Annotated in this window: 12 protein-coding genes; 1 reads left to right on the forward strand and 11 read right to left on the reverse strand. The window is 49.3% G+C overall.

Features of this window, described 5'->3' with window-relative positions; all coding sequences use genetic code 11:
* Window positions 1-535 (forward strand): hypothetical protein (locus KTR06_RS18560; protein WP_217290697.1); only part of this gene is annotated, 535 nt, incomplete at its 5' end.
* Between the two features lie 52 nt (window positions 536-587).
* Here the strand turns inward: KTR06_RS18560 and KTR06_RS18565 are convergent.
* The 11 genes from KTR06_RS18565 to KTR06_RS18615 form a co-directional block, all read right to left on the reverse strand.
* On the reverse strand, window positions 588-1,343 hold the full coding sequence (locus KTR06_RS18565) for a hypothetical protein (protein ID WP_004293874.1): 756 nt from the start codon (window positions 1,341-1,343) through the stop codon (window positions 588-590).
* A complete protein-coding gene (locus tag KTR06_RS18570; RefSeq protein WP_004293873.1) occupies window positions 1,312-1,791 on the reverse strand; it encodes a Panacea domain-containing protein in 480 nt (159 codons plus the stop codon). The genes KTR06_RS18565 and KTR06_RS18570 overlap by 32 nt, the downstream gene beginning before the upstream one ends.
* Window positions 1,792-1,894: 103 nt before the next feature.
* A complete protein-coding gene (locus KTR06_RS18575) occupies window positions 1,895-2,500 on the reverse strand; it encodes an RteC domain-containing protein (RefSeq protein WP_004293872.1) in 606 nt (201 codons plus the stop codon).
* A gap of 247 nt (window positions 2,501-2,747) precedes the next feature.
* On the reverse strand, window positions 2,748-3,161 hold the full coding sequence (locus KTR06_RS18580; RefSeq protein ID WP_005816794.1) for a dihydrofolate reductase family protein: 414 nt from the start codon (window positions 3,159-3,161) through the stop codon (window positions 2,748-2,750).
* Between the two features lie 279 nt (window positions 3,162-3,440).
* On the reverse strand, window positions 3,441-4,763 hold the full coding sequence (locus tag KTR06_RS18585; protein ID WP_002560996.1) for a sigma-54 dependent transcriptional regulator: 1,323 nt from the start codon (window positions 4,761-4,763) through the stop codon (window positions 3,441-3,443).
* On the reverse strand, window positions 4,756-7,074 hold the full coding sequence (locus KTR06_RS18590) for an ATP-binding protein (protein ID WP_005816791.1): 2,319 nt from the start codon (window positions 7,072-7,074) through the stop codon (window positions 4,756-4,758). The genes KTR06_RS18585 and KTR06_RS18590 overlap by 8 nt, the downstream gene beginning before the upstream one ends.
* Window positions 7,074-8,999: a tetracycline resistance ribosomal protection protein Tet(Q) gene (gene tet(Q) / locus KTR06_RS18595; RefSeq protein WP_005816789.1), complete on the reverse strand. Its 1,926-nt coding sequence runs from the start codon at window positions 8,997-8,999 to the stop codon at window positions 7,074-7,076. Before tet(Q) ends, KTR06_RS18590 begins: the two co-directional genes overlap by 1 nt.
* A gap of 656 nt (window positions 9,000-9,655) precedes the next feature.
* The gene (locus KTR06_RS18600; protein WP_005816785.1) at window positions 9,656-15,493 is read right to left on the reverse strand and encodes an N-6 DNA methylase; all 5,838 of its coding nucleotides are present in this window, start codon (window positions 15,491-15,493) and stop codon (window positions 9,656-9,658) included.
* A complete protein-coding gene (locus KTR06_RS18605) occupies window positions 15,483-15,935 on the reverse strand; it encodes a DUF1896 family protein (RefSeq protein WP_005816783.1) in 453 nt (150 codons plus the stop codon). Before KTR06_RS18605 ends, KTR06_RS18600 begins: the two co-directional genes overlap by 11 nt.
* Before the next feature lie 164 nt (window positions 15,936-16,099).
* Complete coding sequence (locus KTR06_RS18610) at window positions 16,100-18,190, reverse strand: type IA DNA topoisomerase (protein ID WP_005816781.1); 2,091 nt, start codon at window positions 18,188-18,190, stop codon at window positions 16,100-16,102.
* A 60-nt stretch (window positions 18,191-18,250) separates the two neighbouring features.
* Window positions 18,251-19,822, reverse strand: coding sequence for a DUF3945 domain-containing protein (locus tag KTR06_RS18615; RefSeq protein ID WP_005816780.1), 1,572 nt, complete (start codon window positions 19,820-19,822; stop codon window positions 18,251-18,253).

The following is a 19,822-nucleotide window of genomic DNA, read 5'->3' on the forward strand; positions in this document are numbered from 1 at the left end:
GTATCCGAAAATCCGTCATAGTAATATGAAAATGGACGTCGGGTGCTTAGCCTACGTGATGAACACCGTCGGTAATATCTTCTCCGGGCAGGTGGTAGGTGAAACGGCAAAGACACTATCGGAACGGTTCGGTAAGGTGTTGCAGAAACGGCAGTCTATCTCCATCAACCGGCAGGATGTGTCCACGTCCATCAACACGCAGATGGACGCGCTTATCCCGCCCAGCAAGATTTCAGGGCTTACGCAGGGTATGTTTGTCGGTTCGGTGTCCGACAACTTCAACGAGCGCATCGAGCAGAAGATTTTCCACTGCGAGATTGTGGTGGATGCCGAGAAGGTGAAGCGGGAGGAAAGTGCCTACAAGAAAATACCTGTCATTACTGACTTCACGGACGAGGACGGAAACGACCGCATGAAGGATACGGTGCAGGCGAACTACCGGCGCATCAAGGAAGAGGTGAAGCAGATTGTGCAGGAGGAATTGGAGCGCATCGCGGGTGACGACAACCTGAAGCATTTGTTGCAGCAGAAGTAAATAAAAAAATGAAGAAAGGCTTACCATAAACCTTTCTTCATTTTTTTAGAACTTAAGCATTATCCATACTTACTAAGATTCCGTTTTCCAAAATTTTTTGCAATGGAATTTTCTTTAAGATTTCTTGATAAGTGCTATAGAAGTCATTATCAAGTCCTATATAAACAATATTGTCATGTAATTCTTCTATAACACTAATATGTGAATGCAATTTGCACTTTTTATCAGAACAATCTGATACGATACTTTTAATTCGTTCCAACTTATTTAATAAATCATCATATTGAGATAACCCTTTTGTAGTTGGTTGTATTTGATAATTAGTTTTCTTTGCCGGTTGTATATTATGTTCAGGATCTAATAATACTATGTGAAATATAGAAGAATCCCGATCAAAATAACCTACAATACGCCCCGTACTTTTTGTTATCGAAAATTGCATTATTGGAAAATCTGTCTCATTGTCCAATATTTCTTTTGGTAGCCAATCTAAATCTTTTCGTTGAATAGGAATGTTTTTAGCACTCCAATCTATTGGATGACATCTTAATGCAATACTACCTCTATTTTCTTCTAATACTTCTTGCGGTGTCATAGTACCCAAAGCACCTAATCTTTCAAGAAGCCCAATATGCCATCCCTTAGAACACTCTCCAATCTGAAAATTAGGTATCTGCTTAAAGTAAGAGAAGGAAAAAGTTATCTTCCTTCTCTTTAACTCATTTTCTTGTTCTTTGGTAACTAATGATTTGTTTCCGTATTTAGGAGAATCTGAATTAAGATTTAATAGTTTCCCATTTTTTCCCATAATACTCAATCATTAGTTCTGGAGTAATAACCTTGTCACAACGCTCATTTACATTTAAATCTCCACGTGTTTCAATCCAAGGCATCTCATTGTGGGACAATCGTTCTAATTCAGCACCGCTATATTTAAGATAATTCTCCAATATAAAGTCAATAAATTCAGCGTCTTCTGATGATAAACTCACATTGTGATTCATGCAATCATCAATATTGATTTCTGAATAGAGATATTTTGTAGAATTAAATCGATTGTAGATTTCTCGATTTACCGGACCATGAATCCATGCTTCAAACTCGCCGTCAAACATAGGTTTTTTATTGATACCATAAGACCATGCTTGAACATAATACAATAACTTCTGCAACTTTAAATTTATTAAAGACGCAAATCTATCTTCCGATTTTACTCGTAAGATAATGTAGTCTGTTATATCGTGTATTGAGTTCATCTGAATTATGACTATATCAATTTCAATGCAAAGTTAATATCTTTTTCTAATATAACAAAATAATGAATTGAATTGATGTGATTTATTCTAATGAATTTGTTTTTTATCTCCTCATACGATCCAACTCATCATCGCGCAGCATCCTCTCGTTCAATTTCTCCTGCATTCTGTCAAGGAAGTAGGTGCGGCTTTCGTTCTTCCGGCGTTTGATGTCGGTGTAGAAACGGTAGCAGTCCTTCGACTCAACCCCGAATATCTTGTAAAGGAGCGGGGCAAGCTGTTTGAGCGGCATGTTGCCGTTGTTGATGCAGCCCATCTCGTCGATGCCGTAGATAAGTTCCACGAGGTCGATGGCATTGCCCGTCCATTGCAGGAGGCTGGTGGCGGTTTCTGTTGTGTTGTTGGCGGATATCAGTGGCGGCACTTGGGGCGTGGCAAGGAATTTCTGCATCTTCCTCACGAAAGACAGAGCCTTGCTGACGTAGGCGGCAATCTCTCTCTTTTCTTCTGACAGGTTGCGCACGGGGTGGTGCTGCAACTCGATTTCGATGTAGGCAAGCGCGATGACGGTAAGGTTCGCGTCCATACTGCCGTTACACAGTTCAATCACTTGGGTGGCGAAAGCCGTATATGCCGTTTCCATATTGCAGTCACCGGCTTCGTTTATCAGGCGGAAGAAGTCGGTTTCCGCCAGCAAGAAATAATTCATGGTTCTGTCAATTTTGAAAATTACACTTTGTTTTCTGCGTGCGCACATAAATATAATTGGCAAAACATGTGTCAGAAAGCAAAAAATCCGGCACCGGCTTTTTCAAGGTGCTGGATTTCAGTGGTATAAAATTCAATATTTTTCCAAAGGAATGAATTTATACGGGATTAAATTGTTCATAATCAGAACATTTCTTCTATTTCCGAAAACAAAATTGTATGACTGCCGTACATTTTGGCTGTCTTGCTTATTTGTCAAGGGTGTAGATACTTCGGCATACACCGTTAGGATAGCTTTTCACAGAGGAAAGCGTCCAGTGTTGCTTTGGCAGAGCCGATTTGAAAAAATGCCGCCCACTTCCTAAAATGAAAGGAACGGTGTATAGTATGATTTCATCCACAGCGTGCATACGCAGTAGTCCGTTTATATAATCTGCCGTATCCGGTGTGGCTTCCGCGAGGTAACGGATGTTTGTGCCGTCTTTTCTCCATTCGTGCAGCATTGAAATGGAATAGTCCGGTGTCACACGGTAAAGGGCTTTCTTCCTGATTTCATCAAGACCGCAACGGTCAAGGCACAAATCCTGATGTGCTTTATCATATAACTCTGAAGAAAGACATCCGTCCATCGTCAGTACAGCGAGAATCTGAACTTTACCCATAATCGTTTCTTTTCGTTAGGCAAGGGTAAAAAAGTAGCGTGCAATTCACACTACCTTCAAGCGATGGCTCTGGTAAAGCCTTTACGGAGAGTACGTGAATGCACGCTATGCGTAAGCATAGCATAAGCATCACGCAATCGTCTCCGTAGTTCCAATTTACCAGATTTTCGCTTGAAACGCCTTGCGGTCTTATCCTATATGTTGGCGGCGAAAAGCTCCTGCCAATCGCCGTTTTTCTCAAATGTTATGCAAAGATAGCCAAATTCAGTGAATTACAGGCTATGATTGCTTGAATTTATATTTAAGTCCATACTCTTCAAGTTTGCTGTATAGTGTTGTCCTGCCTATTCCGAGCAGTTCGGCGGCGACACTCCGGTTGCCGTTTGCCTGTTTCAACGCACGCAATATCCGCTCCTTATCCTCCGCGTCATTGCGCAGGGCGAAGTTGACAGTAGAGGTCGGTTTCGTCACGGCAAGTTCCAGATGCTCTTTCATGACAACACCTTCCTGCGCCTGCAATACAGCACCCATAACTTTCTGCCGAAGTTCCCGCACGTTGCCCGGCCATGCGTGTGTCAGCAACGCTTTACGTGCTTCGGAACTGAACCCGCTCACGCTACACTCCAGCTCTCTGTTTGCCATATCACGGAAGAACTCTGCCAGCGGCATGATGTCTTCCTGACAGTCACGCAACGGAGGAACGGTTATCCCGAAGTCGTGCAGGCGGTACAGAAGATCCTGCCGAAAACGCTTTTCACTCACTGCCGCTTCCAGATCCTCGTTGGTGGCGGCGATGATGCGGACATTGAAACTCCTGTCTGCCTTGTCTCCGACCGGGCGATACCGCCTCTCCTGTATGGCGCGGAGCAACATCTGTTGGGTTTCCAACGCGAGGTTTCCTACCTCGTCCAGAAACAGCGTGCCGCCTTCCGCCTCATGGAAATATCCTTTCTTGGCACAGTCTGCTCCTGTAAACGCTCCCTTGACGTGTCCGAAGAAGGCCGAGGGCGCAAGCTCTTTGGTGAGTGAACCGCAGTCCACCGCCACGAATGGCTTGACTGCCCGCTTGCTCTTGTCGTGCAGGTGGTGGGCAATATGTTCCTTACCCGTGCCGTTCTCTCCGAATATCATCACGCTCATATCGGTAGCGGCTACCAGCCTTATACGGTGCATGATTTTCTGAAATGCGGAACCGTCACGGGCGAACACAGGCATACGGCGTTGTCCTGCCTGACGTTCTTTCAGTATGGAACGGATCAGGGGGACAAGTTTATCCTCCACAAGCTGTTTGGGAATATAGTCTATCGAGCCGAGTTTCATGCTTTCCACGGCGGTATTAACTTCGGCGTAGTCGGTCATAATGATGAAGGGCTGCATCTTTCCCTCCTTTCGCATCCAGCGCAAAAGGTCAATGCCGTTACCGTCAGGCAGGCGCAGGTCGGCAACCACGATGTCATTATCTGTCGCCTGTTGTAGATGTTTCTTCGCGGTTGAGAGGTGGTAAGCCTTCACGGTGCGGTAGCCCTCCCGCGCCAGCATGTTGCAGACAAACTCGCAGTACACGATATTGTCTTCTACCACAATTATTGTTGTCTTATCCATCTTCGTATTTTCTCCTTTCCTCTTCTGCCAACCGGATTATTTCCGCTCCCTTATCCAGCACGGCAGTCACGGCATGGCTTAACGCTTCACCATCCGGGAGTACATCGCCATGAAGCAATCTGTAAAGTACATTTAGCGGTTGGTCGGCACGTAGCACCTCCCACGAGCTGCGCAGGTGGTGTGTCAGGGAATCCAGCTTTTGCAGGTCTTTTTCTGTTGCCGCTTCCCGTATTGTCTGCATCTCTTTTTCAGTTTCCGTCATCAACTTTTCCAGCATAACGGCTTCATTGCCGTAAGACAGCAAAGCTGAAAAATCCGGTTTCCCGTCCGGTGTTTCTTTTATGGCACACCTGTCGGAAACCTCCATCAACTCCGATATGGAGAACGGCTTGAACAGGCATCCGGCAAAGCCTTTTGCCAATAGTTCCCCTTTGTTACAACTGCCCGAAGCGGTTGCCACAACCACCGGGATTGTTGGTGAATTGCCCACGTTGGACGAACGCAACAGTTCCAGTAATTCGAAACCGTTTATACCGGGCATATTCAAGTCTGTCAGCAACAGGCTGTATTCTTTCTGGCGTATCATTTCCATCAGTTCCGCAGCATCGGTGCAAGTGTCGCAGTGTATTCCTTCTTGGGAGTACATCTCTTTCAGCATCAGAAGTAATACCTCATCATTGTCAATGGCGACAACATCATGGAATTTATTGTTATGATAAACAGGTGTATTGCTTGTATATCCAAGCTGTTCTTCAGCTTCCTGCATAGAAATTTCAACTGTGAAACGACTGCCTTTCCCTTTCTTGCTGTCCAACCGGATTGTTCCGCCAAGCATCGACACAATATTACGCATTATGGCAAGCCCAAGCCCGAAACCCTCCTTTGCGGCGGCATTTGATAGACGTTCAAACGCACCGAACGCTTGTTTCTGTTCCTCTTCTGTCATGCCTGTACCTGTATCTTCAACGACCAGTGTCAGAACTCCATTATCATATTCAGTAATCAAAGAAACACCGCCTTCTTCTGTGAACTTGACTGCGTTTGACAGCAGGTTATTCCCGATTTGTATTATTCGCTCTTTGTCGGTCAATACAATGGCATCGTGTCCAGTCTTCACGGACAAGGACAACCCTTTGTTCACTGCAACAGGAATGAACTCCGTTTCAAGTGTGTGCGTGATTGCAGAAATCCGGCAGGGTGACAGACGGGGCTGTTCCTTGCCGTTGTCCAGGCGGAAGAAGTCAAGCAAAGTGTTGAGCATATCCCGCATACGGTCGGAGGATTGCAGTATATTTTGGATATATTGCCCATTATTACCGCTATTGCATTCTTTCCGCAAAAGTTCGGTATAGCCAGTTATTGCCGTCAGTGGTGTACGCAACTCATGGGTAATAGTATGTACCGCTTTCTTTCGGGAGGTTATGAGTACCTCATTTTGTTGCACGGACTGTTCCAATTGCTCGATCAAATCCGTTGTCTTGCGTTTGTATCGTTTAATGTTCTTTGCATCACGGTGTATGATGATATAGGAAATGACCAACAGCAAAAGAACAAATCCCATCAAGCCGCCTATCTGCATAAATGATTTTTTACGCATCGCTGTTATCTCGCTTTCTCTATTTTGTAAATCAGATTGTACCTTCTTTTCGATTTGGCAAATCAATCCTTGCAGTTGTCTGTTAAGTTCTGCATTACGGGCAGCAAGACTATCGGCTTGTTCTGACAATCGACGGCTCTGCGCTTTCTGTTCGTTGACCATGTTTCTATTGGATGAACGGAGCGTAGTCGTTGTTGTCGTTGGCTTCGTTCCCTCTTTTTTGCCAAAGATGCCCAAGAAACCTTTTCGTTTTGGCTTTTTGGACTGTTCCTGCACACTTTTCTGCACAATAACCGGAATTTGATTGGCTATCTTCTTGTTAATAGATTGTTGTTCATCCATTAACCGGACTATCTGGAACATCTGTCGTTCCTTATCCTCTAAAAGACTGCGCACACTATCGATGCGCTCTGCTGGATAGGTGGCCTTGAAACGGCAGAGCATACTGTCCATTGCCATACGCCGTGCATGGTAATGCTCGATATCTTTATCGTTCCATTCCAGTATTGTTTCACCCAATAGAGAAAATTTTATCATTTGAATATTGATATTGTTTATTTCTTTTCGGAGCTCGTCTATTTTTTTATTGCCAAGTTCTAATGCTTCTATCTCCTGCCATTCATAGAGGCTATTATATGCCATACATCCGATAAGAATGGAGATAAGTATATATCCCAACCGTATTGCCTTATAGAAATTTCCTGACCGCTCCATTATTTTGATGACATTGATTTTTGGAACATGAATAAAAGTTTATCGTTTTCGTTCATACGGATATTATCAGAATAACCGCCTTTTGTTATTTGATACCCGCATGGCTTAACCATAAAAACACCTAAGCCCTTAGTGTATGAACTTACTTCTGAGGCATAGTCTTTACTTGTATTTAATGGAACTTTCCCTTTAATACGACACCACTCATTATTGCAACTGATGTCTTCAATCTCAGACATCATTTTTTGCAAATCTGTAATAGCTTTGGAACTCGCCTCCTGGGGTATCTGCAACTCAAAACAGAGCATCGGTTCGAGAATGTCCACACCTGACTGTTGCAAAGCTAACCTGAAGACATAAGGGGTCAGCTGTCTGAAATCAGCAGGTGTACTTACCGGGCTATAATACTCGGCTTGAGTAAAAGTTACTTTCAGATCAGTCACTTCCCATCCATGCAACCCGGATTGACAAGACATACGAATCCCTTCAAAAACGGCGTTTTGAAAAGAATGGTTCAGATAACCATAGGAGATGTCACTTTCGATCTGCAACCCTGTTCCTAACGGTAAGGGTTCAAGTGTCAACCCTATTGTGGCCCAGTAAGGGTTGGGTGGCACTTCGATCTGAATAATCTTATTAACCTTTTTTACAGGTCGTTCTTTGTAGATAGTCTTGATCTCATCAAAATGAACCTTTACGGAAAATCGTTCTTCCAGCAATGTCTGTATGATTTCCTTTTGGGTCAAACCATATAACGAGATTTCCAATTCATCACTATAAGAGTTTATGGAAAAGGACAAAGACGGGTCTTCAATCCACAATGTATTCAGAGCGGATATCACCTTGCTTCTCTCTTCGGGCTTGTCCGGTCGGACGGAGGATTTGAGAGCGGGATGCTGATGAGATAACCCTTGAATCAAACAAGGTTCAGCACCTAAATAATCTCCGATTCGAAAATCTTCTATATCCTCTACAATCGCAATATCGTTGGCACCAACTTCATCAACATTTATCTCTCTGCCCTGATAAATAGTTTTCAGATTTTTAATCTTGATGAATTTTTCCGAATCGTTGATTCTTACAACGTCTCGAAGCCTCAGACTTCCGTCAATTATTTTTAGAAAACTTCTTTTATGTCCTTTGGGGTCATGCTCTATCTTATATAAATAAGCTGAAAGTCTGTTTGAGACTGATGCCGGAGGAAGTATAAAAGAAGAGATGGCGTCCAACAACTCATTGATACCGATATTGAACATTGCTGATCCATGTAGCACCGGATAGACTTTGGCTTTTGCCACAAGACCGATTATCGTATTCCAGTAATCAGCCGGTGAAATTTCGCTATCCGCCAAATATCGTTCTAATATATCGTCGTCATGGTTGCATACAAATTCTTTGTATTCTTCCTTTATATATGTTTGGGAGCAAACCGGATAAACCGATTCATCTACAACAGTTTGCATAAACAGGACATCTTGAGACAGATTTGTTTTTATATCCAGATACAAACGCTCTAAATTCACACCGGCACGGTCAATTTTATTGATAAATATAATTGTCGGGATTTGCAGTTTTTGTAAAGTGTTGAACAGCAACTTTGTCTGCGCTTGTATGCCTTCCTTTGCGGATAAGATGAGGACTGCTCCATCAAGCATTTTGAATGTCCGCTCCACTTCCGCAATAAAATCCATGTGTCCCGGAGTGTCAATGATATTGCATTTCACCCCATTCCAAATAATAGATGTCGTAGAAGCCCGGACAGTAATTCCTCTACGTTTCTCTATATCCATAGAGTCTGTTATGGTGTCACCATTATCCACACGGCCGCACTTTTCCGTTGCTCCACTGGCAAACAGCAGATTTTCGGTTACGGAAGTTTTTCCTGCATCAATGTGAGCAAGAATTCCTAAATTTATAATATTCATTTGGATTAAGCAATAATATACTACAATAGATGCATTGTCGAAACGCACCTTTTAATACCTCCTCGTAGCATGTGAGAACTACAGGATTACTAACTCGTATTAATATGTATATTATTACTGCCGCATAACGATTACAAAATTACACAAAAAAATATATCTAACAAAAGTGGGAGGATTTTTTAACTTTTTACCATAGACATTTTATTAGGGAAGCGTAGGTTCAACTGGTAAGTACAAATAAGTAGAAATGTTTGAGCAACAACGTTTTAGGAAGTTGAAAAAATCAAGTTTCTCTCTCGGTATAACGTTTATTTTGGCCAATATCTTCTTTAGTTTGGCATTTGAGTATTTCCCATTCGTGTTCTATTTAGCTCCTTATTATGAGTATGTAGCAAGTTGCTTATCAAATTCAGCCTCTTTGAGGGTCAAATATGGTTTTGCAAATGGTGACTGACAAGACATAAACAAGGTCAGCAGGATTTTTTACATAAATGGACATGAATGTATATACCTAAAATAAGAATAAATTTTAATAAGGGCTGCCCAAAAAGAAAAAAATGCAGTTGCCATCCTACAGATACTTGCAGAAAGGATAAAATTTACTTTTAGACCTTTTGGGATAGCCCTTATTAATACTTCAGATAAAATTCCTAAGGTTATATTTTCAATCCTTTGGACCGGGTTTCCTCCTTGGCATACAGCCCCGGATGCCCAGTTATGGTGTGATTGGCGATAATACTTTCCGATGGATTGCGTATTTGCGGTGATGTATCTTCGGGATATTGCCTGATACCGTTTCGCACACCTTTCGCTTCCGGTTTGACCTGTTGCCCTTCATGCTCCTTTTCGGTGATTTCGGGTGTAGGCGGCGCAAGTTCCAGCTGTATCTTGCGGTCAAGGGCGGCAAGTTCGGACTTCAACTGTTTCAGTTCTTCCTCCTTCTTCCACACCTTGCCTGCTATCTCCTGCAACTGCGGTATCTCACGTTCCAAGACCTCATTCTTCGCTTTATACTGGTCGATGATGGAGGGTATCCTCTCAATCGCATTCAGGAAGTTGCGGGCGGCGGCCAACGGGTCAGCCATTGCCAGATGTCCGTTGTTGTAGGTGTACTTGTAGTTTCCCTCTATCACGAAACGGTTGTCGGTAAACTCCAATCCCTCTTTGAGTATCCTTTCGCTCACCACCTTTATCGGAAAACCGTAAAGCTCTCCGACCTGCGTGTAAAGCCCGCCCGTAGTGGCGTTTTTCGCTATCTCCTGCAAACGCTTTCCGATAACCTTCTCATCGGCGGAATCCACACCGTCCACCTTAATTATATTAAGGCGGTTGCCCTCCTTGTCGGTATGCACCACCGAAAGAAAGCGGTTCCAGTCCTCCGTCATGGCATCTATGAAAGCCGTGTTGTTGCGCAACTCGCCGGTCTTTGACTCCAGCTTGAACTCCGAATCACGCTTGCCCTTGTTGAACGACTTGCGTTCCCCTTCGAGCGATGCGATACGCTTTTCAAGTTTCGCCTTGTCCAACAGGTCGGTGTTACCGGAGAGCAACGCCATATATTCCGAAAAGTTCATGCCCGATTTCTCGTCCATCGCCCCCTCGTCAATGGTACGTGCGCCCATCGCCCCGCTTTTGAGCTGTGAAATGAATGTCTGCTTGCAATGCAGGAGGTTGAATTTGTAGCTGTCGAGCGACTTCTCCACGGCGTAGATAATCACATCCACGTTGTTTCCGGCGAAATGCTTGGCAATCTCGTTTCCGGCTCTCACACCTCGTCCGTCACGCTGTTGCAGGTCGGAGGGGCGCCACGGTGTGTCCAAATGATGGATTGCGACACATCTTTTTTGTGCGTTCACGCCCGTCCCGAGCATGGAGGTGGAACCGAACAGCACCCGTACCGTTCCGGCGTTCATGGCGTCTATCACCGCCTTCCGCGCCTTGTCGGTCTTGCACTCTTGAATGAAGCGCACCTCGCTTGGCGGTATGCCGTAATCCTCCGTCAGTTTGCGCTTGATTTCCGAATAGACGTTCCACCCGTCTCCCGGCTGGTAAGTGCCCAAGTCAGAGAAAACGAACTGCGTTCCCTTTTGTGCATCGTACTTTTGATAATACTCCGCAATCATCTTGGCGCAGTGGCTCGCCTTGTTGTCCGGATGGTCTTCATAATGCGGGTCTATCATGCGCATGTCGAGAGCCATTTTGCGGGCGTAGTCCGTGGCGATAAGCATCTTCGCCTTCTCCTCCGTTTCCGAAAGCGGCAGTCTGCCCAACAGGGTGGCATCGCCCGTCTTGGCGAACTGCATCAGCTTCTGTATGAAGTCCTCCTGCTCCGGAGTGGGCGGTATGTTATGGAGTATCTCGTTCATGTGCGGACGGTCAACGCCCACATCCTCCGCCGTGCGGTAGTCCGTTATCTCGTTATAGAAGGCGGCAAGCTCCGGCACTTTGATGAAGTAGCGGAAACGCTCCTTCTGGACCACATTGTTCGTCACGTTAAATTCAAAATCCGTCGTCTTTTTGGCGAATATCGCCGCCCAAGCGTCGAAACACCGGATGTCCTGCCGTTCCAATTCTTTCGGGCGCAAATACTTGAACAACAGATACAACTCCGTCAGCGAATTGCTGATGGTAGTGCCGGAAAGGAAAGTCGCCCCCAAGTCCTTGCCCGTGCGCTCCTGTATGGTGCGGATGGCAAAGAGCATGTTCAGTGCCTTCTGGCTTCCCTCGCTGTTTCCTAATCCCGCAACACGGTCGTGGCGCGTGTTGAAAGTCAGATTCTTGAACTGGTGGCTCTCATCTATGAAGATATGGTCGATGCCCATCTGCTTGAAATCCACCACGTCGTCCGTGCGTGACTTTATGGCGTGTTCCACCTTCTCCAGCTTCGCTTCAAGGTTGTGCTTGCGCTTCTCCAGACCTTTCAGCATCGCCCGCGACACGTTCTTTCCCTGCTGGCGCAGCACTTCGAGGTTTTCTTCCACCGTGTCAAGCTCCGCTTGCAGGATGCGCTGCTGCAACTCCGGCGACTGCGGTATCTTGCCGAACTGGTCGTGCGACATGATGACGCAATCGTAGTCGTTGTTCTTTATATTATTGAAGAAGCGCACACGGTTGGCGGTCGAAAAGTCCTTCTCCGAAGCGTACAGAATACGCGCGTTGGGATATGCCGCCTGATAGGTGGCTGCAATCTCCGCGACATTGGCTTTCAGCCCGATAATCATCGGTTTGTGTGCCAAGTTCAGACGCTTCATCTCATGTGCGGCGATACACATTATCAGCGTTTTACCGGTTCCCACCTCGTGGTCGCAAATTCCGCCGCCGTTCTGTTTCAGCATCCAGACGCAATCCATCTGCGAGGGATAGACGCTCTTGATACCCCGGCTTGCCAGCCCTTTCAGGTTGAGGTCGGGAAAAGTCTGGTGCGAGCCGTCATACTTCGGGCGCACGAAACAGTTGAACTTGCGGTTGTACATCGTCACAAGCCGCTCCTTGAACTGCGGCGACTGCTCTTCGAGCCATTCGGAGAAGCCGTTTCGTATTTCGTCAATCTTGGCGTTGGCGAGCTGTATGCCCTCGCTGTCGCGTACCTTGATGTCGTTGCCATGCTCGTCCTTGCCGATGGACTTCATCATGTCAGGGCAGGTGTTGTGCAGGGCGTGTTTTAGGAGGTGCATACCGTCATAGTTCCGGTAATACCCCTTCACCAGAAACTCGTCCGTGATTTTCATGGTGCGGTAGCCGCAAGCTACCGAAAACTCGTCCATGCTGGTGGAGTAGGCGATTTTCACCTCCGTGTCGAACAGCCGGCTCATGTAGGCGGCATAGACACCCGTCGGAATCCAGCGTTCCCCGAAATTGAAGTCCAGATCCTCGAAGGCGATGCGCGGCGGTTCGGCTTCTTTCAGAGCCTTCAACGCCTGCTTCACCTCCGGCATACGCTCATTTTCGGGATTGTCGCCCATCCAAGCCTCTATGCGTTCCGCCTTCTCTATCACGTTTCCTGCGATGAAGCGGTCTTTGATTTCGTAACCGGTCACGAGCGGATTATAATAGATGCGCCCTTGCAGGGTTGTGAGCAATTCCTCCGCCGTGCTGTCGGTTATCGTTCTCATATAGTCAATATCGACTGTGCCGAACTTGTTGAGCGACGCGGACAGGGCTTCTTCGGGTGAGCCTACGTTGGCATGGCTCTCCACCGCGAAGGAAACAGGACGCTCGAAGATGTCCGCCTTGACGAACTTTCCGTTCTCCGCCCGTTCCAGCGAAAGGATGTCGCGCCCGCCCGCGTCCATCATCACTAACTTCACGTTCTGCTTGGCATTGAGATAGCCGTAACGCATGACAAACTCATCGTAACAGGTGTTCAGATGTTCACGCCACGGGACATTTGCTTCGTGCAGGTTCGATTCATAGCGGTACAGACGCTCGTAGGCGTCACGCAGCGACACATACAACAACGCCTTTTCCTTCTGGTATCCTTTCAGGTCGAGCGGCTGGAATGTCGCCCCGTATGGCGTGATGTCCTTCAGGTAGCCGATGTTATGACGCCCCCGGTCAGCCACCAGCGACCCTTCGCGCAGGTGCATCTCCGGCGTGCGGTGGTAGGCACGCGGAGAAAGGTCCACGACTGCCTCCTTCGGCTTTTCCGCTTCGATGTCGGGGAAAAGGGAAGTTACCACCGCTTCCGATGGGGTATCTGTAACGGCAGGTGTGGCGGCGACCTCCGGCTGTGTTTCCTCCTGTCGAGGTTGCTCACGGGGAGTTTCCGGCATAGCTTTCGCTTCCGTCTTTTCCGCCGTCGCTTGTTTCTCGTTATGCTGCCTTGCCAGCTCCCGAAGTTCCTTCCTGCGCTCCGGTGTCAAACCCATCATCATCTCATAGAAGCCGTTGATGGGAGGATTGGTATCCCAGTCCAGCGTGGCATAGATGTCGTCCGGGTCGGCAGGCTTGGCGGTGTTTTCCGCTTTCGCCTCCTTGTTTTCCGTGATGGTCTTAGGGGTGGTAGCCATCGGCACAGCCGTAACATTCTGTGTGGTCTGCACCTGCGACTTGGGCGTAACGCGTCTTGCCAGGCTTTCCTTTTTCGCCGTTTTTTTCTTTTTGGCGGTTTTCGGTTGGCTGACTTCTTCCGTCATGCCCCAAAGGTCAAGCAAAGATAGCTGCACCCCGTCAGAATATTTCGGACGCGGTTCTATCTCCGGCTTTTCCTCTGCGCGTTGCTGTTTTTCCGTCGGAGTTTCCACCGTCTGCGCCGAAGATACCGTTTCCAATTTTATAGCAGGACGCTCTACCTCTTTTTGAACGGTAACCTTTTCTTCCGTTCCCGACTGCCGGATTGTTCCCGAATACAGACGCATGGCGAGCCTGTAATGGAAATCCTCGTTGAGCATTCGGCGCAAGTCCCCGGCGATACCTGCAGTCTTGCCCTCGTGCAGATAAACCATAGCGGGCTTCCCGTAGGGGTCAGTGTCAAGTTTCGCCGTCGTATGCACTATACGTTCCGGGTGATGGATGAAATAGGCGTTGTCGGTCAGGCCGGTTTTCGTGTCCGTCTGTATCACGGTCATCAGCCGCTCGTCCTGCGACATTTCCTTCTTGCTGAGGTTCTTTTGCAGGATAATCAGGTCACTGCCCACCTCCGTGCCCGCGTTGTCCGTGAACAGGTTGTTGGGCAGGCGTATCGCAGATACCAGATCAGCCTGACTGAACAGCTCGTTACGCACGGAGGTCTTGGTGTTGTTCAATACCCCTTGCGAGGTGATGAACGCCACGATACCGCCGTCACGCACGGCATCCAGTCCTTTGAGAAAGAAATAGTTGTGGATGGCTTTCTGGGCGGAGCGTCTGCCGAATGAGTCGCTCCGCTGAAACTCCGCATCGAACACGGCGATGTCACCGAACGGAATGTTGGACACCGCCAAGTCGAAGTAATTGTTGAAAGGCTTTTCGATTTTCTCAAAACCGCAGGTACGCGTTTTCTTGTCAGGATAAAGGTGCCGCAGGATTGTACCCGTGAGCAGATCCTTCTCGAAAGCCATCACGTCCGCATCCGGGCTGTGCCGCAGCATGGAATCCACGAACACGCCGACACCTGCCGAAGGTTCGAGCATACGGGCGGGGCGGACGCTGTAATCCGCCAGCACGTCCGCGAGGGTGTCGGTTATCTCTTTGGGTGTGTAGAAAGCGGTCAGCACGGACGCTTTCAGCGAATCCACAAACCGCTTGTATTCCGTTTCGTCCTTGCTGTTCTCACGGATGAGCCTGTGCAGCTCCACCGTCAGGGCGAACAGTTCGAGGTCGGATTTCGCCCATCGGACGGCATCCGTCAGTTCCTTTGCAGGGTTCAGGATACATTTCAGACCGCCGAAACCGCAGTACCTTTGGAGTATGGCACGCTCTTCGGTTGTCGCCGTTCTCTGCTCCCTGTCAAGGATGAATGCCGTCCGTATCGCCTCGATGTTGTCCCGCAGTTTCTGTTTGCGGTTAAACGCCATATTCGTCCAGGTAAAGGACGGTTGCCCCCGTCAGCTCCGTGTAGAGCAGGTCGTAATCGGAAGACAGGGCGAAGTTGTCGTCCGAGAGGTCATAGACGGAGAACACGTTGCCGACAAGCGGCAGGAGTTTATGGATAAAGGCTTTACGCTTCTCTTCCGGCACTTCATCGGAAAACTCGTTCTCCACGACTTCGCGGAGGATGGCGTACCGGGAATAGCGCAGCCCGCGCAGTAGCGTGTCCATCGCCAGCTCCTGCGCACCGTCGGTGGGATAGCCTTCGAGCCACGCCTTTTCATACGTTTCGGCGGCACGATCGGCCCGTTCCCGTATGAAAGCGGTGTCAGTCTCCTGTTCAAACTTGTTCGTGCGGAGGTAGTCCAGCAGGTACAGACCGTAATAGGAAAAGTCGGTCTGACCCTCGTTTTTCTTCTTGTTGTTCATTACTTTGGAGTTTAGTGGATTGATATTTAACGGGATAATCAGTTGGGAAAAGGAAGAAAAAGGCACCCGGTATCCCTCCGAGTGCCACCACTAAATCCAAAGTATGAGTGTAATCCGGTATCGAAGAACAATTCATTACTCTGAACAAGTGGCAAAGTTAGTGATTATTTCCTTTTTTTCGGATAGGAAGACTTGCATTTCTTTTCCGGGAACACGAACGTTGTGTTATATTCCCCGTCAAAGGCGACTATGGCATCGAAACTCTTGCCCTGCTTGCTCTTGAAGCCTTTGAGCAGCTTGGTGTGCCCGTCGGTGAGCAGGTCTTTTATTTCATCATCGGACAGGGTGCGTCCCGCTTTCTGCCGGAACACGGGCAGTCCGCACTCCGTGTTGTCGCAGCGTACTACCTTGCCGTAGAACCGCATCCTGCCCGTGCCGCACTTGGGACACGCGCAGCCGGAGTCACGGCTGCCGAAGAGCTTGTCGCACGAGAGCAGTTCGGAGGTTATCTCACGTGTGTACGCCTCTATCTCCTTGCGGAAGGTGTCGGCGGACAGTTCCCCGCGCTCGATACGCGCCAGCTCCTTTTCCCATTCGCCCGTCATGGCGACATCGGCGATACGCATCGTCTTGACGACGGAATTGAGGGCAAGTCCTTTTTCGGTGGGAACAAGCGACTTCTTGCAGCGTTCCATGTATCCGCGCTTGAAGAGCGTTTCGATGATGGAGGCGCGTGTGGCGGGAGTGCCGATGCCGCAGTCCTTCATCGCCTGCCGCAGTGCGTCATCCTCGATTTCCTTGCCCGCCGTTTCCATTGCCGAGAGCAGGGTGGCTTCGGTATGCAGCGGCTTGGGCTTGGTCTTTCCTTCGGTGATGGAGGTGGCTTTCAGCGTGAGCGTGTCGCCTTCCTGCCAGCCGGGGATGGTGGTTTCCTCCTTGTTTTCCTCGCCATAGACGGCACGCCATCCGGCTTGCCTGATGACGCTGCCTTTCACGGTGAACTCCACTCCGGCACATTCCGCCGTGACAGCGGTCACGTCCTTGACGCATTTTTCGGAGAATGCCTCGACCATGCGTCCGGCAATCATGTGGTAGATGATGCCGTCCTCTTTGGAAAGGAACAGCGGTTTCTCGCCCGTGACGAGCAGGGCATGGTGGTCTGTCACCTTGCCGCCGTCCACGCTGCGGCGTGTCGGGGCGGCTTTCGCCCGCACCTTGTCTTTCCATTCGGGCTGCGTGCCGATAAAGGCGAGCAGCTTGGGGATTTCGGCGAACACGTCTTCGGGGATGTAGCGGCTACCCGTTCTCGGATAGGTTATCAGCTTCTTCTCGTAAAGTTTCTGCGCGGTTTCAAGCGTCTGTTCCGCCGTGAAACCGTGCTTGGCGTTGGCTTCCTTCTGGAGCGTGGTCAGGTCGTACAGCAGCGGTGTGTCCTCCGTCTTCTCCTTGCGCTCGGCTTTCGTGACGGTGGCGCAACCTGCCGCCTTTACCTTATTGTATAGCTCCGTTGCCGGTTCTTTCGACTTCCATTTTTCGGAGGATGAGAATTTCACGACCTCGCCGTCGCAACCGTCCGTCGCGATATGGAGCTGCCAGAAGGCTTCGGGCGTGAAACGGCGGTTCTCCCAGTAGCGTTCACACACCATCGCCAGCGTGGGTGTCTGCACCCGTCCGACTGAATATGTGCCGTGTCCGGCGGCGATGGATAACGCCTGCGTGCCGTTGATGCCCACGAGCCAGTCGGATTCGCTCCGCGCTTTGGCGGCGAGGTAGAGGTTGTCGTATTTGCTGCCGTCTTCGAGTTTACGCAATCCCTCGCGGATAGCCTTGTCGGTGAGCGAGCTTATCCACAGGCGCACGAACGGGGTGGTACTGCCCGTGTAGTGGTAGAGATAGCGGAAGATAAGTTCACCCTCGCGTCCGGCATCGGTTGCAACAATGATTTGGTCGCTGGTGTCGAACAGCCTTTTGATGACTTTTATCTGCGACACCACGCCGTTGTCGGGCTTGTAGCCCTTCTCCGTCCTGACCTGACGGGGGACGAGCGTGAAGGTGTCGGGGATAATCGGGAGGTTGTCACGGACGAACCCGCGCACGCCGTAGCCGTCGGGCATGGCAAGTTGGACGAGGTGTCCGAATGCCCATGTCACGGCATAGCCGCCTCCCTCGAAATATCCTTCCTCTCTCTTTGTCGCGCCCACTATGCGGGCGATTTCACGTGCCACGGAGGGCTTTTCTGCAATGATTGTCTTCATGTCTTCTTCTTTTTTGTTGATACTTTGGATTTTATTTTGGATTCAGTGGCGGACATCGGTCTATACTTTCATGCCCTTGCCCGTTTTCTTCTGCGGCTTGTCCTGCTGCTGTTGCTGGCGGGCGTCCTTCGGGGCGGTCTGACCTTTCTGCAAAGGCTCTTTCAGGTTCTTTGTCGCCTCGTTGGTCTTGCCCTCGTTGTTCACCGCCACCTGCGTGCGGCTCTCGTTGGACGGGGCGACCTGCTGCCCAATGTCGGGATTTGTTTCGTAGCGGTACGGGCGACCCTTCTCCGGGTTGAACTTGATATACATCGTGGCATGGAAGCCCTGCTTGTCGGTCACGTTCTCCAGTTTCACGGCTTTGCCCGCCACATAGTCGGCTTTCTGCTGTTCGGTGAAGTTCGCGTCGCTCCATTTGCTGATGGGGCGGATGCTGCCGTCCTCGTTCGTCCACGTGTTGCGGCGTTGCTCCTTTTTGGTCTGGGCGGCATTTTCCCCGCCTTGCGCTTGACTTTTCGATGTGTCGCCTTTGGTTTCCTGTGTCTGTGCGGTACGGGGCGACTTGCCGGTTCCCGGCACGAACTCCACGCCGCGCTGCTCCACGTTCACTTGCAGGGTGGTGACGAACTTCCTGCCGTCGTTGCGCTCGATGAGCTTGTCGCGTACGGGCAGCCCGGCGCGGAGCATGTCCCGCTCCTGCGCGGTGATTTCCGTCTTGCCGATGCGCTCCGGGATGCGCACCCTGCTTGCCGGAATGTCCGTGATTTCATTCGTCTTGCGGTCGATGCTGATGTAGGAGGGGATGATCTCGCCCGTTTCCCTGTCCACGATGTCCACGACCCTGCCGAGGTTGCCCATTTCGCGCAGGTTCTTCCGGTCGTCGTCGGAGAATTTGTGTTCCTTGTATTCATCCAGTTTCTGCTCCTTGCGGATGAAGTGCGGCACGAGGCTTACATTCCCCTCGCCGTCCTTCTTGAAGGAAAGGCGGGCGTCCAGCTCGAATGATTCACCGCCGAAGGTGGGCTTGACCTTCACCAAGTCGGACTTGCCGTAGTGGAGCATCTTAGTAAGGTCGCCGGATTTTTCAAGGTCGTCACGCTTCACGCCCCATCTGTCCTCCAGTTCCTGCCAGTTGATTTTACCCTCGTCGATGGGCTGGTAGCCCCGTTTGCCCTGCGACTGTTCGGGATTGTCCTGTTGCTGTTCTTTCTGTTGCTCCATGTTCTCCTGTTTTTGAGGTTCTTGTTTCGCTGTCTGTTGTGCCGCCATCTCTTCCTGCACCTTCTTCTCATAACCGGAGGTGTCCACCTTGTGAGGAGCAAGCAGTTCCTTGTTCGCTTCCGGGTCTTTCAGCAGTTGCTTCATCACCTCCAAGAGATTTTCGGCTTGGTCCGCCGCGATACGGTAGAAACCGAAGCGGCTGGGTTCCTTGCACTGCCGGAAGAAGTTCTTGAAGAAGTTGTCCAGCACGTCGCCATGTCTGTCGAATTGCAGGAAACTCTGCGCGTTCTCCGCTTTTGCAGGGGTGCGCTTGGGTGTGCCGTCCGCGTTCATCCCGGCTACCACGCTGATCTCGCCCGTCTTCTCGTCACGGACTACCAGCACGTCCTTTTCGTCTTTTTTCTTTGCCAT

The sequence above is a fragment of the Bacteroides sp. MSK.20.12 genome, assembly GCF_019052435.1.
Taxonomy (GTDB): Bacteria; Bacteroidota; Bacteroidia; order Bacteroidales; family Bacteroidaceae; genus Bacteroides; species Bacteroides xylanisolvens.

Excerpts from the sequence above, each read along its gene's own strand:
- KTR06_RS18590 (WP_005816791.1), bottom strand. The coding sequence starts at position 7,074 with ATGGAGCGGTCAGGAAATTTCTATAAGGCAATACGGTTGGGATATATA.
- KTR06_RS18610 (WP_005816781.1), bottom strand. The coding sequence starts at position 18,190 with ATGAAGACAATCATTGCAGAAAAGCCCTCCGTGGCACGTGAAATCGCC.
- KTR06_RS18575 (WP_004293872.1), bottom strand. The coding sequence starts at position 2,500 with ATGAATTATTTCTTGCTGGCGGAAACCGACTTCTTCCGCCTGATAAAC.
- KTR06_RS18600 (WP_005816785.1), bottom strand. The coding sequence starts at position 15,493 with ATGGCGTTTAACCGCAAACAGAAACTGCGGGACAACATCGAGGCGATA.
- KTR06_RS18585 (WP_002560996.1), bottom strand. The coding sequence starts at position 4,763 with ATGGATAAGACAACAATAATTGTGGTAGAAGACAATATCGTGTACTGC.
- KTR06_RS18605 (WP_005816783.1), bottom strand. The coding sequence starts at position 15,935 with ATGAACAACAAGAAGAAAAACGAGGGTCAGACCGACTTTTCCTATTAC.
- KTR06_RS18615 (WP_005816780.1), bottom strand. The coding sequence starts at position 19,822 with ATGGCAAAGAAAAAAGACGAAAAGGACGTGCTGGTAGTCCGTGACGAG.
- KTR06_RS18565 (WP_004293874.1), bottom strand. The coding sequence starts at position 1,343 with ATGGGAAAAAATGGGAAACTATTAAATCTTAATTCAGATTCTCCTAAA.
- KTR06_RS18570 (WP_004293873.1), bottom strand. The coding sequence starts at position 1,791 with ATGAACTCAATACACGATATAACAGACTACATTATCTTACGAGTAAAA.
- KTR06_RS18580 (WP_005816794.1), bottom strand. The coding sequence starts at position 3,161 with ATGGGTAAAGTTCAGATTCTCGCTGTACTGACGATGGACGGATGTCTT.